This is a genomic window from Symbiopectobacterium sp. (assembly GCF_047692315.1).
Classification (GTDB): domain Bacteria; phylum Pseudomonadota; class Gammaproteobacteria; order Enterobacterales; family Enterobacteriaceae; genus Symbiopectobacterium.
On sequence record NZ_JBLLJS010000005.1, the window covers coordinates 140,593 to 157,987 of the forward strand.

The window sequence follows — 17,395 nt, forward strand, 5'->3', positions numbered from 1 at the left end:
TTAATGAACGCTTTATGGAATACATGGTGTCGATAACATTACATCATAGCCTCTTAGAAACTTGTTTTTTAACAGGAGTATGCTTCGCTATGCCCATTAAATTTGAGCGTGTGGATGTCGATGTGTTTATGTCTACTTACCTATCCTTTAATCATCGGGATAGAATAAGCCATGATGATTTAGATAAAATGGGGAAGGTCGCCAAAGGATTAGATTTCGCCACAAATGGTCTTGATTTATTTAGACGCATGAAAATAAAAGATCATTATGATATGGATAAAAGACTTGCGCCGTTGTTTGAAAAACTCATTAACCAGCAATCTAAACATTATGACAAGAAAAAGGATAAATTAACGGTAATATCCGAAGCATTGAAGAGGCAGGTCACTAAAGATCCCAATTTGCGAGATCACTATATTAGTCGTTATAAAAATAATTTGAATCAGATAAAAATCGAGAAATCACTTATCGAAAAAGAGATTTTAAAACATACAGAGATTAAAAATAGCAATGTAGATAAGGCGGAATGTTTTAAGCGTAAAAGTGAAGAGTGTAGTTTGCAGTTGAAAGCATTGCTCAATGATGATGCTGAAACAGTGATAAAGAAAGTTAACAATAATTTATCCGAAACAAAGAGATATGTAGCGTCTTTTTATAACGAACTTAGCGAAATTTCGCGCCATGCACAGAAAAACATCTCTAATCTGGATTATATTCTGCGTTTGGCGGCGGATAACAAAATATACAGTGCCAAAGATATCGGGTTTGGGCCGACAACATGGAAAAGTTATCTCTCTGGTGATACCTACGCCAAGAAATATTTTGGAACGCAACGCGTTTATGGCCGAAGAAAGTACATTGAAAGGGAAATCCCCAGCGCACAAGGAAAAAAGTGGCAGAGCACTCTCATCGATTATTGTAATGCGTATGCTGCGTTAAAAGAATATAAAAATGCCCTGAAAAAAGGGAGTCGTGATGGGTTGTGTCTCACCGAAAGGTGCCGAATGACTTTGGAGAAAGATATCTCTTATTCTATTGATACGTATGATAAAAAATATGAAAAATATACAAATCGGGCATAAAAGACAGACGAACGTATACGCACCCTCAAGATGAAGTTGCAGGTTTATGACGCCGCAATCAGTGATGTCCTTCGCCAAATCGAGAGGGTAAAACTGATGGGCTATAGCTGATTTTGTTTTGGCAAAAGCGAGGAGGTTGATGATTTTGTGTATGGCGTTTTGTTGCTGGAAATATCACCGCTTGAAAAGTGCGTGATGTTAACAATAAGTGTCACCAACCTTGACTTCATAAACTCTGTCTGTATTTAAATTCAATAAATATGATTTTTTATTCACTTTATTGCAGGTTGAACGGTTCAGCATCGACTGGTTTCCGTTTCATAAAAGTTAAAACATTTATAGGGTTGCTGCGGGTAGATCCAGATGAATATGGGGCTTTGACCCAATCGGATCGTGCAATTGTTAAAATCTGGTGGGAATCATGATTTAGCTCAACGTCCTTATGGACAGAAGGTGAATACTTTGTTACTTTAGCGTCACGTTTTTGAAATTGGTATTACCAATTGACTCCGCGCACTTCGCAGAGAAACACTTACCATGGCCTATAGCAAGATCCGTCAGCCCAAACTGTCAGATGTGATTGAACAACAGCTGGAGTTTTTGATCCTCGAAGGAACCTTGCGCCCCGGCGAGAAACTCCCCCCGGAGCGCGAACTGGCGAAACAGTTTGATGTCTCCCGCCCTTCTCTGCGAGAAGCTATCCAGCGTTTAGAAGCGAAAGGTCTGCTGCTGCGTCGTCAGGGTGGTGGGACTTTTGTCCAGAACAACCTGTGGCAGAGCGTGAGTGACCCGTTGTCGGAACTGCTGAGCACCCATCCTGAATCTCAATTCGATCTGCTGGAAACCCGTCATGCGCTGGAAGGCATTGCTGCCTACTATGCGGCTTTACGTGGGACGGAAGAAGATTTCCAGCGCATCCGCGAGTGCCACACGCAGATTGAGCAGGTGCGGGCCTCAGGCGATCTGGTCGCAGAGTCAGAAGCCGTTATGCATTATCAAGTGGCTGTCACAGAAGCAACGCACAATGTGGTTTTGCTACATTTGCTACGCTGTATGATGGGACCGTTACTGGAACAGAACGTACGGCAGAATTTTGAATTGTTGTACTTGAGCCGGGAGGTTTTGGCTCAGGTGAGCAGTCATCGCGCCGGGATTTTCGAGGCGATTGTCGCCCGCGAGCCTGAAAAGGCACGTGAAGCGTCGCATCGTCATCTGGCGTTTATTGAGGAAGTACTGCTGGATCTTAACCGGGAACATAGCCGAAGAGAGCGTTCGCTACGTCGGCTCCAGCAACGCAAGGATTGAGCGCTCTGATTGGGGCGTTGAATGCGTAAATGACGAGATTGGACCTGTCTTACCGTGCTTTGACCACAGTTTATGCTTGGGCAACAGTGCCAGAGCGCAGCAAGACAGGCTCTAGAAAATTAACTGATTAGAAACAGATAAGGAATAAACCATGTCAGAACGTTTGAATAATGACGTGGATCCGATCGAAACTCGCGACTGGCTACAGGCGATCGAATCGGTTATCCGTGAAGAGGGTGTTGAACGTGCGCAGTACCTGATCGATCAGGTATTGTCAGAAGCGCGCAAGGGTGGCGTAAACGTAGGGGTGGGAAGCGCCGTCAGCAATTACGTGAACACCATTGCAGTGGAAGACGAACCCGCCTATCCGGGTAACCTGGACCTTGAGCGCCGCATTCGTTCTGCTATTCGTTGGAACGCCATCATGACCGTGCTGCGCGCGTCCAAGAAAGATCTGGAACTGGGCGGCCACATGGCTTCCTTCCAGTCTTCCGCGACCTTCTACGAAGTGTGCTTTAACCATTTCTTCCGTGCCAGCAATGCGCAGGACGGCGGCGATCTGGTGTATTTCCAGGGCCATATTTCTCCGGGCATTTACGCACGTGCATTCCTTGAAGGGCGTCTGACTGAAGATCAGATGAACAACTTCCGTCAGGAAGTACACGGCAAGGGGCTCTCTTCGTACCCGCACCCGAAACTGATGCCGACCTTCTGGCAGTTCCCGACAGTATCCATGGGTCTTGGCCCGATTGGCGCCATCTATCAGGCTAAATTCATGAAATATATGGAAAATCGTGGTCTGAAAAACACCTCCAAACAAACCGTTTATGCTTTCCTGGGCGACGGTGAAATGGATGAGCCGGAATCCAAAGGCGCGATTACCATCGCGACCCGTGAGAAACTGGACAACCTGGTATTCGTCATCAACTGTAACCTGCAGCGTCTGGACGGCCCGGTTACCGGTAATGGCAAGATCATCAACGAGCTGGAAGGCATCTTCGGTGGCGCTGGCTGGGATGTGATCAAAGTCATGTGGGGCGACCGTTGGGACGAACTGCTGCGTAAAGATACCAGCGGTAAACTGATCCAACTGATGAATGAAACCGTTGACGGTGACTATCAGACGTTCAAATCCAAAAACGGTGCCTACGTGCGTGAGCACTTCTTCGGCAAATATCCGGAAACGGCTGCACTGGTTGCAGACTGGAGCGACGATCAGATTTGGTCCCTCAACCGTGGTGGTCACGATCCGAAGAAAGTCTTCGCTGCACTGAAAAAAGCGCAAGACACCAAAGGCAAACCGACCGTTATTCTGGCGCATACCGTCAAAGGTTATGGGATGGGTGACGCGGCAGAAGGTAAGAACATCGCTCACCAGGTTAAGAAAGTTAACATGGACGGCGTGCGTTACTTCCGCGACCGCTTCAACGTGCCGGTGGCTGATGCCGACATCGAAAAACTGCCGTTCATCACTTTCGATAAAGATTCTGATGAATACAAATACCTGCATGAGCGCCGTCAGGCTCTGGGTGGCTACCTGCCGTCTCGTCAGCCGCACTTTGACGAAAAACTGGAACTGCCGACGCTGGAAGACTTCAGCTCTCTGCTGGAAGAACAAACCAAAGAAATTTCTACCACTATCGCTTTTGTGCGTGCCCTGAACGTGATGCTGAAGAACAAGTCGATCAAGGATCGTCTGGTTCCGATTATCGCGGACGAAGCGCGTACCTTCGGTATGGAAGGTCTGTTCCGTCAGATCGGTATCTACAGCCCGAACGGCCAGCAGTACACCCCGCAGGATCGTGAGCAGGTGGCTTACTACAAAGAAGACCTGAAAGGTCAGATTCTGCAGGAAGGCATCAACGAACTGGGCGCAGGCGCATCCTGGCTGGCGGCGGCAACGTCTTACAGCACCAATAACCTGCCGATGATTCCGTTCTACATCTACTACTCCATGTTCGGTTTCCAACGTATTGGCGACCTGTGCTGGGCAGCGGGTGACCAACAGGCGCGCGGCTTCCTGGTCGGTGGTACTTCTGGTCGTACTACGCTGAACGGCGAAGGTCTGCAGCACGAAGATGGCCACAGCCACATTCAGTCGCTGACCATCCCGAACTGTATTTCCTACGATCCGTCCTTCGCTTACGAAGTGGCAGTGATCATGCAGGACGGTCTGGAGCGTATGTACGGTGAAGCGCAGGAAAACGTCTACTATTACATCACCACGCTGAACGAAAACTACCACATGCCAGCCATGCCGCAAGGCGCGGAAGAAGGTATCCGTAAGGGTATTTACAAACTGGAAACGGTAGCGGGCGCGAAAGGCAAAGTTCAGCTATTGGGCTCTGGTTCTATCCTGCGTCACGTTCGCGAAGCGGCACAGATTCTGGCCAACGACTACGGCATCGGTTCCGATGTTTACAGCGTAACCTCCTTCACGGAGCTGGCGCGCGATGGTCAAGACTGTGAACGCTGGAACATGCTGCACCCGACTGATGCGCCGCGCGTACCGTACATCGCTCAGGTGATGAACGATGCACCGGCTGTTGCGTCCACTGACTACATGAAACTGTTCGCCGAGCAGGTACGTACTTACGTTCCGGCCAGCGATTATCGCGTACTGGGTACTGATGGCTTCGGTCGTTCTGACAGCCGTGAAAACCTGCGTCACCACTTCGAAGTGGACGCTTCCTACGTGGTAGTTGCCGCACTGGGCGAATTGGCTAAACGCGGTGAAGTTGAAGCTTCTGTGGTGGCTGAAGCCATCAAGAAATTCAACATCGATCCTGAAAAAGTTAACCCGCGCTTAACATAAGAGGGAAAGAGTAATGGCTATCGAAATCAACGTACCGGATATCGGTGCAGATGAAGTTGAAGTCACCGAGGTGATGGTGAAGGTGGGCGACAAAGTAGAAGCTGAACAGTCGCTGATCACCGTGGAAGGCGACAAAGCGTCTATGGAAGTTCCGGCACCGTTCGCGGGCACCGTGAAAGAGATTAAAGTCAGCACCGGCGATAAAGTGAAAACTGGCTCGCTGATCATGGTGTTTGAAGTGGAAGGCGCAGCGCCTGCTGCTCCGGCTGCTAAACAAGAAGCCGCTCCGGCAGCGCAACCGGCGAAAGCCGCTGCACCTGCACCGACGGCTGCCAAGGCAGAAGCCAAGGGTGAATTCGCTGAGAACGATGCTTACGTTCACGCTACGCCTGTCATCCGCTGTCTGGCGCGTGAGTTCGGTGTAAACCTGGCGAAAGTGAAGGGCAGCGGCCGTAAAGGTCGTATCCTGCGCGAAGACGTTCAGGCTTACGTGAAAGATGCGGTCAAACGCGCTGAGTCTGCACCTGCTGTGGGCGCTGCGACCGGTGGTTCTCTGCCGGGTCTGCTGCCGTGGCCGAAAGTGGACTTCAGCAAGTTCGGTGAAGTGGAAGAAGTTGAACTGGGCCTCATCCAGAAGATCTCTGGTGCCAACCTGAGCCGTAACTGGGTGGTGATCCCGCACGTTACGCACTTCGACAAAACCGATATCACCGATCTGGAAGCGTTCCGTAAACAGCAGAACGTGGAAGCAGAAAAACGCAAACTGGACGTGAAGATCACCCCAGTGGTGTTCATCATGAAAGCCGTTGCCACTGCGCTTGAGCAGATGCCGCGTTTCAACAGCTCGCTGTCTGAAGATGCTCAACGTCTGACGCTGAAAAAATACATCAACATCGGTGTTGCCGTTGATACGCCGAATGGTCTGGTGGTTCCGGTGTTCAAAGACGTGAACAAGAAGGGCATTATCGAGCTGTCTCGCGAGCTGATGACCATCTCCAAGAAAGCCCGTGACGGCAAGCTGACCGCTGGCGAAATGCAGGGTGGATGCTTCACCATCTCCAGCATCGGTGGTCTCGGCACCACGCACTTCGCGCCAATCGTCAACGCGCCGGAAGTGGCTATCCTGGGTGTGTCCAAGTCTGCGATGGAACCGGTCTGGAATGGTAAAGAGTGTACGCCGCGTCTGATGATGCCGATCTCTCTGTCCTTCGACCACCGTGTCATTGACGGTGCTGATGGTGCTCGCTTTATCACCATCATCAACAACACCTTGTCTGACATCCGCCGCCTGGTGATGTAATCGAAAAAGCTGGCCTTACGGTCGGCTTTTTTCTGATAAGCTGTTATTTGTTACAGCTGTCAGTGATTAAGGACAAATCGTTAGTCGCTCGTTGTTTCAAAATTGTTAACGATTTTGTAAACTACAGCGGCAAAGACACGTCCCGGTGGAAGAGGGCGTTAAGACTCAATAATAATGACGTCACAGACCCGCCGGAAATCAATTAAGAGGTCATGATGAGTACAGAAATTAAAGCTCAGGTAGTGGTACTGGGTGCTGGCCCTGCGGGTTACTCTGCAGCGTTCCGCTGCGCGGACCTGTGGCTGGAAACCGTACTGGTAGAGCGCTACTCCACGCTGGGTGGTGTGTGTCTGAACGTGGGCTGTATCCCTTCTAAAGCGTTGCTGCACGTAGCAAAAGTTATCGAAGAAGCGAAAGCGCTGGCGGAGCACGGTATCGTATTTGGCGAACCGCAAACCGACATCGACAAGATCCGTCTGTGGAAAGAGAAGGTTATCATCCAGTTGACGGGCGGTCTGGCCGGTATGGCGAAAGGCCGTAAAGTGAAAGTGGTCAACGGCCTGGGTAAATTTACCGGTGCAAATACGCTGGAAGTTGACGGTGCCGAAGGTAAAACCGTGATCAACTTTGATAACGCGATCATCGCCGCAGGTTCTCGTCCGATTCAGCTTCCATTTATTCCTCATAATGACCCGCGCGTGTGGGATTCCACCGATGCGTTGGAACTGAAAAGCGTTCCGGGACGTCTGCTGGTGATGGGCGGCGGTATTATCGGTCTGGAGATGGGCACCGTGTATTACGCACTGGGTTCTCAGATCGACGTGGTTGAAATGTTCGATCAGGTGATCCCGGCAGCGGATAAAGACATCGTTAAAGTCTTCACCAAACGCATCAGCAAGAAATTCAACCTGATGCTGGAAACCAAGGTGACGGCGGTAGAAGCCAAAGAAGACGGTATCTACGTCTCGATGGAAGGCAAGAAAGCCCCTGCTGAACCGCAACGTTACGACGCGGTGCTGGTGGCTATCGGCCGTGTACCGAACGGTAAAAACCTCGATGCCGGTAAAGCGGGCGTGGAAGTTGACGAGCGCGGCTTTATCCACGTTGACAAACAATCGCGCACCAACGTGCCGCACATCTACGCTATCGGCGACATCGTCGGTCAGCCGATGCTGGCGCACAAAGGCGTGCACGAAGGTCATGTGGCCGCTGAAGTTATCGCGGGCAAAAAACACTATTTCGATCCGAAAGTGATCCCATCCATTGCCTACACCGAACCGGAAGTGGCATGGGTTGGTCTGACAGAGAAAGAAGCGAAAGAGAAAGGCATCAGCTTTGAGACTGCCACCTTCCCGTGGGCGGCATCTGGCCGTGCCATCGCTTCTGACTGCGCAGACGGTATGACCAAGCTGATTTTCGATAAAGAAACTCACCGTGTTATTGGTGGTGCGATTGTCGGCACCAACGGCGGCGAGCTGCTGGGCGAAATCGGTCTGGCGATCGAAATGGGCTGTGATGCGGAAGACATCGCGCTGACCATTCACGCCCACCCGACGCTGCACGAATCTGTTGGCCTGGCGGCTGAAGTCTTCGAAGGCAGCATCACCGACCTGCCGAACCCGAAAGCGAAGAAAAAATAAGTTTTCAGGTTTGCAGGCATGAAAATCCGGCGCTTAGGTGCCGGATTTTTTTTATCTGTTTTTTGCTATCGACAAAAGCTAGCACGCTAACACTTTTTTCTTTTCCTGCTATACATCCAAAATCAAAACGGTATTTTAAAAACAGGTCAGGTTGATTGAGGAAAAGAGATGGCAACCATTAAATGGGCAATCATGGGTACCGGCACCATTGCGAAAAGCTTCGCACAAGGGCTGGGCCAGCTAGCGGATGCGGAGCTTTATGCCGTAGGCTCTCGTTCTTTGCAAAATGCCGAACAGTTTGGCAATAATTTTCCCGCGCAGAAATACTACGGCAGCTATGAGGCATTGGTCAGCGATCCGGATGTTGACGTGGTATACATCGCAGCCCCCAACAGTGCCCACAAAGACAATGTTCTGCTATGCCTGGATCACGGTAAACCCGTATTGTGTGAAAAGCTCTTTACCCTGAATCGTCATGAAACGGCGGAAGTGATCCGTATCGCACGAGAAAAAAATCTTTTTCTGATGGAAGGTATGTGGACGCGCTTCTTCCCGGTTTATCGTCAGGTGCGTGAATGGCTCGATGCTGACGCCATCGGCCCGGTGCGCATGGTCAGTTCTGATTTCGGTTTTCGTCGTGAAGGACCTGCCGAGGATCGCAAAATGGGTCTGCATCGTGGCGGTGGCGCGTTAATGGATGTGGGTGTATACCCTATCTCGTTTGCTTCCTGGGTCTTTCGGCAGATTCCGTCCACGATTACCGGCGTTGCCAGCCTGTACGAAACCGGTGTGGATGACCTTTCTGCCATGGCTCTTCTCTATCCTGATGGACAAGTGGCGGTGTTGTCCCGCTCAATAAACACACCGACGCAAAAAGAAGCGCGAATTATCGGTAATAAAGGGACGATCGTTATTCCTGAATTCTCCAAAGCGACCTCCGCCACGCTGGCGGTGATAGGTGAAGAACCCGTAACGGTAACATTCCCGCTTGAGGGAAATGGCTATAACTACCAGGCAGCCGCCGTCATGGCGTGCCTGCGCGCAGGCAAAACCGAATGCGAGCTTATGCCGCTGGATGAGGGTCTGGAGATTATGGCACAGATGGATGAACTGCGGCGGCAGTGGGGGGTTGTGTTTCCGGGTGAGGGCGGTTGATGATGTAGTTCCTATTGGAACTATGGCGTTAATCCCCCCCCTCCCCCCGACCACTGGTCAGGGGGAGGGGGGGGATTAAAACGGCGAAAATAAAATACGTTTATTATCGCTATCAGCCCGAATTGGGGGCAGATTGCAGATTGGAAAATATTTTACAGTAAGCCTGTTTTTTGAACAGGTATCTCTATCGCAATAGGGCATACTTGCGCACAATACAGCGTTTTCTAGGTATTTTGGCTGATGACATATAACCTAAATTCGATTAATTAGGGAAGAGCAAGACATATAGACTGAGTTCCAAGTTTGGCTGGAAAGGAACGGTCATTAACCATAAGAAAGCCTTAAACAAGGGGTTCGCTTTGATCAATGAGGGCTATTAAATGATATTTAGCATCTATGTTGTCCCTTTGTTTTTTAAGTGTTTAAATTATTTGGTCCTTGCGTTGTTTTTGAAAGATAAGAAACTAATGGTAAAAATTATTTTTTTCTTTTGCTATAGCAGTCTTGGCTATGTTTTTGTATTTTGTTACTCACTATTTTTTAATGAATTCTCAATGTATAATATCAGAAGTTTTTTTAGCATTGCGAATTTAATAGGGTCTTTTATTCTTGTCTCGTTTAACTTGATTATTTTATGGGTGTTTTCTAATACTATTAAAGATTAGGGATTAAAAATGAAAGAATTAAGCTCTTTTGAAGTTGATTTAGTTTCAGGTGGTAACGGCCCAGCAATTGACCCGGCAAACGCACAAATTATCAAGGATATTACTATTGACGCTGGATTGGGAGCCCAGCGGCACCATGGGTTGGTGCAGGGTTAGGTGCCGCAGCCAGTGTTATCCATGGGGCTATAAATAATGGTCCGGTCAGTGTTCCTGTCCCCGTTTTAATTGGGCCGAGCTGGAATGGCAGTGGTGGAGGAATGAACTCACAATGTTTTAGTGATAAAGATTATGTGATAGCCAATCCAATGACATGCCCCTGAAAGCGATAACCGATTAACGAACTATAGCCGCCGCTGGTTTAGAGTGGCTATAAGTACTGTTGCGGCTATAAAATCTGCCTGCAGTTTCTATTGATATTTAATCTCTGATGACTTGCTCTTCATTACCCAATATGTCGCCTCGTTTAATGAAATCACCTATTTAGTTATGCGATTTGTAAACACTCTGTTCTTGAAATTGTTTACTGGTTTTACTGGATAACGCTTTAATCTGACCACCAAAACCAGCTTGCTTAAAGGATTCCCCCAGACTATCAACAGTATCAGCACTAAGTAAATATAGAATTTTCTTACCCAGGGCATTATTCTACAACAATGCTTCCCTGTGTGGATTTTGTTGTAAGGTTTCCCGAACCCGAAGGCACCATAGTGATTAAGAACATGGCGTGTCGATATTCCGCCAGCCGTCATGGCGCGAAGAACGGTGTCTTCGTTCGGTTCGGACTGTTTGGCGGTTAACAGCGATAGCATAAAGCCGGTTAAAAATGCATCTCCGGCTCCCAGCGTATCTACCGGTTCGATATATTCAGGCTGCCAGGTGATGCGTGTTTTTTCAGAATAGTAATAAACATGTTCATGTCCCCGTGTGGCGATAATATGGCGGCAACCGTAATCATAAAGCTGCCTTATTTTTGTTTGTGTTTCATCGGGTGTTAGCGCACCGCAGGAGACAAAACCATAATCCACCCACGGGCAAACCTGTTTAAAATAGTCATCCGTTCCGCGTGCGGAGAAATCAAATGACAGCGTGATGTTGCGTTGTTTTATTTTCTCCAGTTCCGTTTCGAGGTGTCCGTTTAAACTGGAATGCGCCATGTCGAACTGCGCGATATAATCCAAATCCTCGGGTGTCAAATGCAGAGGATGTTCGCGCAGTACGCCATTCTTATTGCTGGTGACAAACTCCCGGTCTCCCTGATTCAACCGAATGCGGGCATAACCGTTCTCGCCGTCGTAGTGACGGCAACGCTGCGTATCGATGGCCAATTCGCGCAGTGTCGCCCGCACGTGGCGAGCAGCATCGTCATGACCGAATGCCCCCAAGAAACGCACTCTCCTGGAAGAAGAAGGGGGGGTGTTGGCATCAGTAATTTCAAAAGGACCGTGGAAAAACTCGCCGCTGTGAATACAAGCGGAGTGGATCCATTGCATTTCCATAAAAATACAGATACTTTGCAAATAGGCCGCACCGTAACCGGCTCCGCTGGTCATGGTGTAAATCACCTTGTCATCTTTATATTCCTGAGCGAACGCCGCAGCCCGTTTGCTCAGGTGTTCACAGGCACGATAAACAATGCGGTTTATTTTGCTCAGACCATCCTGGAAATCATCATAATGGGCATAATCTTCCGTTTGGTGCAGAATTTCTACGGCGCTGATCAGCCCTTTCAGCGTCTTCTCCTGCGCGATATCTTTGCCGTCGCCAAAGCTGTAGGTTTCCACAAAATCGCAGTGAGCCACCAACGGGGAATCCGTCACCCAGGTTAACCCGATAACCGGCACGCCTCGACTTTGCGCCAGCGCTGCCACCTGAATGGTTTCCGGCGTATTTCCCTTGTGAGACGCCACAACCACGATGGCATTTTCACCCAGCGCTACCGGCGGGTTATGGATAAATTCCCCGCTGTTATACAACCCGACAGAAACCGTTTGCGCTTCTTTCTCAAGGAAGGCTTTCGCCGGATAAAACGCCGTATAGGAGCCCCCGCAGGCGACGTAGTAAATGTGTTTTACGCCCCCTTTCTCCGCTCTGCTTGCTACGATGCCGCTAATAATGTCTTTAATACTCATCACTTTTCCTCTTCGGTCGCTGCTGACATTGGCGTTATCACGTCGTGTCTTTCACATTGAGTCTTAAATATATTTAAATGTATTTTTTAATGTGTATAATATTGAGATACATTTATAGCAATACACGCGACTATAAAAAATCGGGACCCGCGATGCGGATCCCGATTTAAGCCGTAACAGGAAGCGATGAACAGAACGAAAAAGTGATTACACGGTGAAGCGCAGCTTGTCACCGACGACTAATTGGTGGGAAATGCACGAGATATTGCGGTGGTTGTCCACCATTTCACTCTTGATGGAGATGAGCGGATAGCGCTCGGTGATGTCAGTAATTTTATGCGAGCTGGCGGCAATGCTGTCCATAATGTCACCCAACTCTTTGCCCATTTCCCAGCCCTGTTTCGCCACGCCGGTGGCCTTTTCTGCCAAACGCGTTGCCTGATGGACATTGTCGGTGTTGTGCTTGAGCGTGGTACCCAGTTGCTCCATGCTGGCCGCCGTTTGTTGCAATGCGGCAGCCTGCTGCTCGGTGCGGCTGGAGAGATCGTTATTGCCTGCATAGATCTCTGACGTACCCACGTAGATGGCATCTGCGCTGCCGCGAATGGCAATCACCGTCGCCTTCAGGCTGTCCTGCATTTCACGTAAATAGGGCACCAGTTGTCCGGCATCGTTGCGACCAAAACCGTCCAGATTCTTCTCCAGTTTGCCTTCGGTCAGGGTGCGGAAGTGGCGGCGGATAGCGGTGAGGGGTTTGATGACGTAACCGACCAGATAGCGATCGGTAAGCAGCAGGATCAAGGCCCCCGCCAGCAGTGCCACAATCAGGATGTTTTTGCACCATGACACCAGACGATCGATGGTTTGCACTGTCTGGTTATCGGCGGCTACCGCTTGATAGCTATTGACGGCCGCAATGAATTTTTCATTCAGCGGATGAAAATCATCGCGGAAAACGCGCCGATATTCGGCAAATTTTTTCTCTTGCAGCGCGCTCATCATCGGTTGCAGACCCTGTTGCAGGACGTTCTGCCAGTTCTGCGCCGTTTCATCTACCGTTTGCTGTGCAACCTGAGGATGGTGCATGACTTTAAAGGCGTCCAGACTGGCCGCACTGTTGTTATATTCGTCGACGGCCTGCGCCAGCGTGGCATCGACATCGGTCAGTTTGCCGCTTTGCATCAGTGTCACCACCTGATTAAGGCGGATTGCCGTGTTCATGGATTGGTTCGCGCCCTTGGTCAGCGTATTCAACCCCTCCACCTGGGTATTGCCTACGATCAAATAGTGCGTTGCCTGATTAAGGGCGGAGAGCGTAAACCATGCCACGCCTCCCCACAGCAAAAGAAACAGCGTCAATACCATCAGCAGCACCTTTCTGATGGTCATATTGCGTAAAAAAGACATGATTATACCTATCCATTTTCTAACCCCTAGTGATGTTAAGCTACGGCAAGATACGAGAATTCTTACATACGTCTTTTTTATAGGTCGATTACGACATAACAAGCTGAAATTGTTGAAAGTTACCCAATGTAAACCCCAATCGCGCGTGGGGGATATGTCGACGAGGGGCGCTCGTGGTATGCTCAAGTAAAAAAACGTTTATACCCGTCATACTTCATAGGGCTTGTGCATTTGCGCGGGCAGGCAATGTTGCGTTTATGTAAACGGAATTAACAAAGCGTTCAAAAATTGATATGCTGGAGTGCATGACGATCTTACTGCCGGGTACGCCACCCTACATTTTCACAGGCGGAGGGAACATCGCCTGACGCGTAACCGGGTATGGACATCACAACCGGGAGCAAGAGCGCCGGACATAATGAAGACAATGAGAGCGAGGAGAGAATCGTGCTAGAAGAATATCGCAAGCACGTGGCCGACCGGGCTGCACAGGGCATCGTACCCAAGCCGTTAGACGCTTCACAGATGGCAGCGCTGGTGGATGCGCTGAAGAAACCGCCTGTTGGCGAAGAAGAGGTGTTGCTGGATCTGCTGGTAAACCGCGTGCCGCCGGGCGTTGACGAAGCGGCCTATGTAAAAGCCGGTTTTCTGGCGGCTATCGCTAAAGGGGAGGCCCATTCTCCGTTGGTCAGCCCGGAAAAAGCCGTTGAACTGCTTGGCACCATGCAAGGTGGTTATAACATTCATCCGCTGATTGAAGCGCTGGATAATGATGCACTGGCGCCGATCGCCGCCGATGCGCTGTCGCACACGCTATTGATGTTCGATAACTTCTACGATGTCGAAGAGAAGGCCAAAGCGGGCAATGTGCACGCCAAACGTGTCGTGCAATCCTGGGCCGATGCCGAGTGGTTCCTGTCTCGCCCTCAACTGGCGGATAAAATTACCGTCACCGTTTTCAAAGTCACCGGTGAAACCAATACCGATGATCTCTCTCCGGCACCCGATGCCTGGTCCCGCCCGGATATCCCGCTGCACGCGTTGGCAATGCTGAAAAACGCCCGCGATGGCATTACGCCGGATCAACCCGGTGCCGTTGGCCCCATCAAACAGATTGAAGCGCTCAACCAGAAAGGATACCCGCTGGCCTATGTGGGTGACGTGGTCGGTACCGGTTCTTCCCGTAAATCCGCCACCAACTCGGTGCTGTGGTTTATGGGTGAAGACATCCCTCACGTGCCGAACAAGCGCGGTGGTGGCGTGGTGCTGGGCGGCAAAATCGCGCCTATCTTCTTCAACACCATGGAAGATGCGGGCGCGTTGCCGATCGAAGTCGATGTTAATGAATTAAACATGGGCGATGTTATCGACATCTACTACCCCTACAAAGGCGAAGTTCGCCTGCACGACAGCGACAAAGTGCTGGCAACCTTTGAACTGAAAACCGACGTACTGCTCGATGAAGTGCGAGCGGGCGGTCGTATTCCGTTGATTATCGGGCGTGGCCTGACGACCAAAGCGCGTGAAGCGCTGGGCCTGCCGCCGAGTGATGTCTTCCGTCAGGCGAAGGATGTGGCGCAGAGCACGCGCGGCTTCTCGCTGGCGCAGAAGATGGTGGGGCGCTCCTGTGGCGTTGCCGGGATTCGCCCGGATCAGTATTGCGAACCCAAGATGACCTCCGTAGGCTCTCAGGATACCACCGGCCCGATGACCCGTGATGAGCTGAAAGATCTGGCTTGTCTCGGCTTCTCCGCCGATCTGGTGATGCAGTCATTCTGCCATACGGCCGCTTATCCGGAGCCGGTTGACGTCACCACGCATCACACGCTGCCGGATTTTATCATGAACCGCGGCGGTGTTTCCTTGCGTCCGGGCGATGGCGTTATCCACTCCTGGCTTAACCGCATGCTGCTGCCGGATACGGTAGGCACTGGCGGTGACTCCCATATCCGTTTCCCGATCGGTATCTCTTTCCCGGCGGGCTCAGGGCTGGTGGCCTTTGCCGCCGCCACCGGCGTGATGCCGCTGGATATGCCGGAATCGGTGCTGGTGCGCTTTAAAGGCAAGATGCAACCGGGGATTACCCTGCGCGATCTGGTGCACGCCATTCCGCTGTATGCCATCAAACAGGGTCTGCTAACCGTTGAGAAGAAAGGCAAGAAGAACATCTTCTCTGGTCGCATTCTGGAAATCGAAGGTTTGCCTGACCTGAAAGTGGAGCAAGCGTTTGAACTGACCGATGCGTCAGCAGAGCGTTCTGCCGCCGGGTGTACCATCAAGCTGGATAAAGCCCCGATCATTGAGTATCTGAACTCTAACATTGTGCTGCTCAAGTGGATGATTGCCGAAGGCTATGGCGATCGTCGTACGCTGGAGCGTCGCGTGCAGGGCATGGAAAAATGGCTGGCCGATCCGCAACTGCTGGAAGCCGATCCTGATGCAGAATATGCCGCGGTGATCGATATCGATCTGGCAGAAATCAAAGAGCCGATTCTGTGTGCACCGAATGATCCGGACGATGCACGCTGGCTGTCGGATGTTCAGGGCGAGAAGATTGATGAAGTGTTTATCGGCTCCTGCATGACCAACATCGGCCACTTCCGTGCAGCGGGTAAACTGCTGGATCAGCACAAAGGCCAACTGCCGACGCGCCTGTGGGTAGCACCGCCGACCAAAATGGACGCGGCGCAACTGACGGAAGAGGGCTATTACAGCGTGTTTGGCAAGAGCGGGGCGCGCGTTGAGATCCCGGGATGCTCCTTGTGCATGGGCAACCAGGCGCGTGTGGCCAATGGCGCAACGGTGGTATCTACCTCCACCCGTAACTTCCCGAACCGTTTGGGTACCGGCGCTAATGTGTATCTGGCATCTGCTGAGCTGGCGGCGGTGGCTTCACTGCTGGGCAAACTGCCGACGCCTGACGAATATCTCGCCGCGATGGCCCAGGTGGATAAAACCGCGCAGGATACCTATCGCTACCTGAATTTCGATCGGCTGGATCAGTATACGGCGAAAGCGGACGGGGTGATTTTCCAAAGCGCCGTCTAGTTTCTTCGCTTGATGGATAAGACAAGAGCCCATGATGATATGGGCTCTTTTTTTTGGCCGATCGCCGATGAGAACGCAGACAGGTCTCTGCATGGTCCATGCAACGCTTAAACAGATAATCCAGAATGCGTTTATCCTCCGGTGTCATTGAGGGTGTTATCTGGGGGGAGCTCAATGGTGTTGGTGATACGGTTAATGATGGCGGCGATGCCAACCGGCCTTCCTTTTGAATCCTCATAAATACGGTCGTCTCTCGGGGGGGATTTCCCCTACCGCTACGCCAGGTATATCCATATGTTGGCTCCGTGCACGATTTCATGTGTGGCGAGTGTAAAACATTTCTTTTTTAAGCCGGGGGGAAGCTACTGGCTTATTGTCACTGTATTGATTGTTTCTTTCTTCCAGAGAAACGTGCGCGTTTGACAGCAATAACGGGTATCATCCCCGCCGCGCTACGCGACCTTGCAATATTTGCAGGCTATCACTGTGCGATGCAGTGTGGCCCGCTACACTTGATAGTAAGCACTACCATGGGAGGATGGCGTCATGGATTATGAATTTTTACGGGATGTCTCAGGCCAGGTCATTGTGCGTATGTCAATGGGGCACGAAGCCGTTGGCCACTGGTTTAATGAAGAAGTCAAAGAACAGCTTACTCTGCTTGACGAGGTAGAAGAGGCGGCGCGCGATGTGGCAGGAAGTGAGCGCCAATGTATAGAGAGGTGATTTATTTGATACTTCCGGGAATTGGCGGGATCTAGCGGGAACTCATGGGATTTCATAGAGTTAATGCTAATTTATCGATTTGATATCAATGGATAAAAAATAAACAAAAATGGGCTTGGAGGT

Annotated in this window: 8 protein-coding genes and 4 pseudogenes; 9 read left to right on the forward strand and 3 right to left on the reverse strand. The window is 50.6% G+C overall.

What is annotated here, in order from left to right:
- Positions 1 to 89: 89 nt before the first annotated feature.
- The 7 genes and pseudogenes from ACMZI0_RS02205 to ACMZI0_RS02235 all read left to right on the forward strand — a co-directional run bounded on the left by ACMZI0_RS02205 (position 90) and on the right by ACMZI0_RS02235 (position 10,118).
- Complete coding sequence (locus tag ACMZI0_RS02205; protein WP_415671781.1) at positions 90 to 1,082, forward strand: hypothetical protein; 993 nt, start codon at positions 90 to 92, stop codon at positions 1,080 to 1,082.
- Between the two features lie 537 nt (positions 1,083 to 1,619).
- Entirely contained in the window at positions 1,620 to 2,387 is a 768-nt protein-coding gene (pdhR, locus tag ACMZI0_RS02210; RefSeq protein WP_415671782.1) for a pyruvate dehydrogenase complex transcriptional repressor PdhR, read from the forward strand.
- A gap of 151 nt (positions 2,388 to 2,538) precedes the next feature.
- Complete coding sequence (aceE, locus tag ACMZI0_RS02215) at positions 2,539 to 5,202, forward strand: pyruvate dehydrogenase (acetyl-transferring), homodimeric type (RefSeq protein ID WP_415671783.1); 2,664 nt, start codon at positions 2,539 to 2,541, stop codon at positions 5,200 to 5,202.
- A gap of 16 nt (positions 5,203 to 5,218) precedes the next feature.
- Positions 5,219 to 6,502: pseudogene (gene aceF, locus ACMZI0_RS02220) on the forward strand (pyruvate dehydrogenase complex dihydrolipoyllysine-residue acetyltransferase); the annotation flags it as partial.
- Between the two features lie 215 nt (positions 6,503 to 6,717).
- Entirely contained in the window at positions 6,718 to 8,142 is a 1,425-nt protein-coding gene (lpdA, locus tag ACMZI0_RS02225) for a dihydrolipoyl dehydrogenase (protein WP_415671796.1), read from the forward strand.
- A gap of 168 nt (positions 8,143 to 8,310) precedes the next feature.
- Positions 8,311 to 9,297 (forward strand): Gfo/Idh/MocA family protein, encoded by a 987-nt coding sequence (locus ACMZI0_RS02230; RefSeq protein WP_415671784.1) that lies wholly within the window; start codon positions 8,311 to 8,313, stop codon positions 9,295 to 9,297.
- Between the two features lie 674 nt (positions 9,298 to 9,971).
- Complete coding sequence (locus ACMZI0_RS02235) at positions 9,972 to 10,118, forward strand: hypothetical protein (protein WP_415671785.1); 147 nt, start codon at positions 9,972 to 9,974, stop codon at positions 10,116 to 10,118.
- 521 nt (positions 10,119 to 10,639) lie between these two features.
- Here ACMZI0_RS02235 and ACMZI0_RS02240 read toward each other — a convergent pair.
- From ACMZI0_RS02240 to ACMZI0_RS02250, 3 genes and pseudogenes are all read right to left on the reverse strand, one after another.
- Positions 10,640 to 11,353, reverse strand: a pseudogene (locus ACMZI0_RS02240) (PfkB family carbohydrate kinase); the annotation flags it as partial.
- Positions 11,352 to 12,091: pseudogene (locus tag ACMZI0_RS02245) on the reverse strand (SIS domain-containing protein); the annotation flags it as partial. The pseudogenes ACMZI0_RS02245 and ACMZI0_RS02240, both read right to left, overlap by 2 nt.
- A gap of 207 nt (positions 12,092 to 12,298) precedes the next feature.
- A complete protein-coding gene (locus ACMZI0_RS02250; protein ID WP_415671786.1) occupies positions 12,299 to 13,498 on the reverse strand; it encodes a Tar ligand binding domain-containing protein in 1,200 nt (399 codons plus the stop codon).
- Positions 13,499 to 13,945: 447 nt separating this feature from the next.
- Between ACMZI0_RS02250 and acnB the strand changes: the two genes are divergently transcribed.
- Entirely contained in the window at positions 13,946 to 16,546 is a 2,601-nt protein-coding gene (gene acnB, locus ACMZI0_RS02255; RefSeq protein ID WP_415671787.1) for a bifunctional aconitate hydratase 2/2-methylisocitrate dehydratase, read from the forward strand.
- 546 nt (positions 16,547 to 17,092) lie between these two features.
- Positions 17,093 to 17,257, forward strand: a pseudogene (locus ACMZI0_RS02260) (YacL family protein); the annotation flags it as partial.
- Positions 17,258 to 17,395 lie beyond the last annotated feature (138 nt).

Bases quoted from the DNA above. Each gene is read 5' to 3' on its own strand.
- ACMZI0_RS02205 (WP_415671781.1), top strand. From the start codon at position 90: ATGCCCATTAAATTTGAGCGTGTGGATGTCGATGTGTTTATGTCTACT.
- pdhR (WP_415671782.1), top strand. From the start codon at position 1,620: ATGGCCTATAGCAAGATCCGTCAGCCCAAACTGTCAGATGTGATTGAA.
- aceE (WP_415671783.1), top strand. From the start codon at position 2,539: ATGTCAGAACGTTTGAATAATGACGTGGATCCGATCGAAACTCGCGAC.
- lpdA (WP_415671796.1), top strand. From the start codon at position 6,718: ATGAGTACAGAAATTAAAGCTCAGGTAGTGGTACTGGGTGCTGGCCCT.
- ACMZI0_RS02230 (WP_415671784.1), top strand. From the start codon at position 8,311: ATGGCAACCATTAAATGGGCAATCATGGGTACCGGCACCATTGCGAAA.
- ACMZI0_RS02235 (WP_415671785.1), top strand. From the start codon at position 9,972: ATGAAAGAATTAAGCTCTTTTGAAGTTGATTTAGTTTCAGGTGGTAAC.
- ACMZI0_RS02250 (WP_415671786.1), bottom strand. From the start codon at position 13,498: ATGTCTTTTTTACGCAATATGACCATCAGAAAGGTGCTGCTGATGGTA.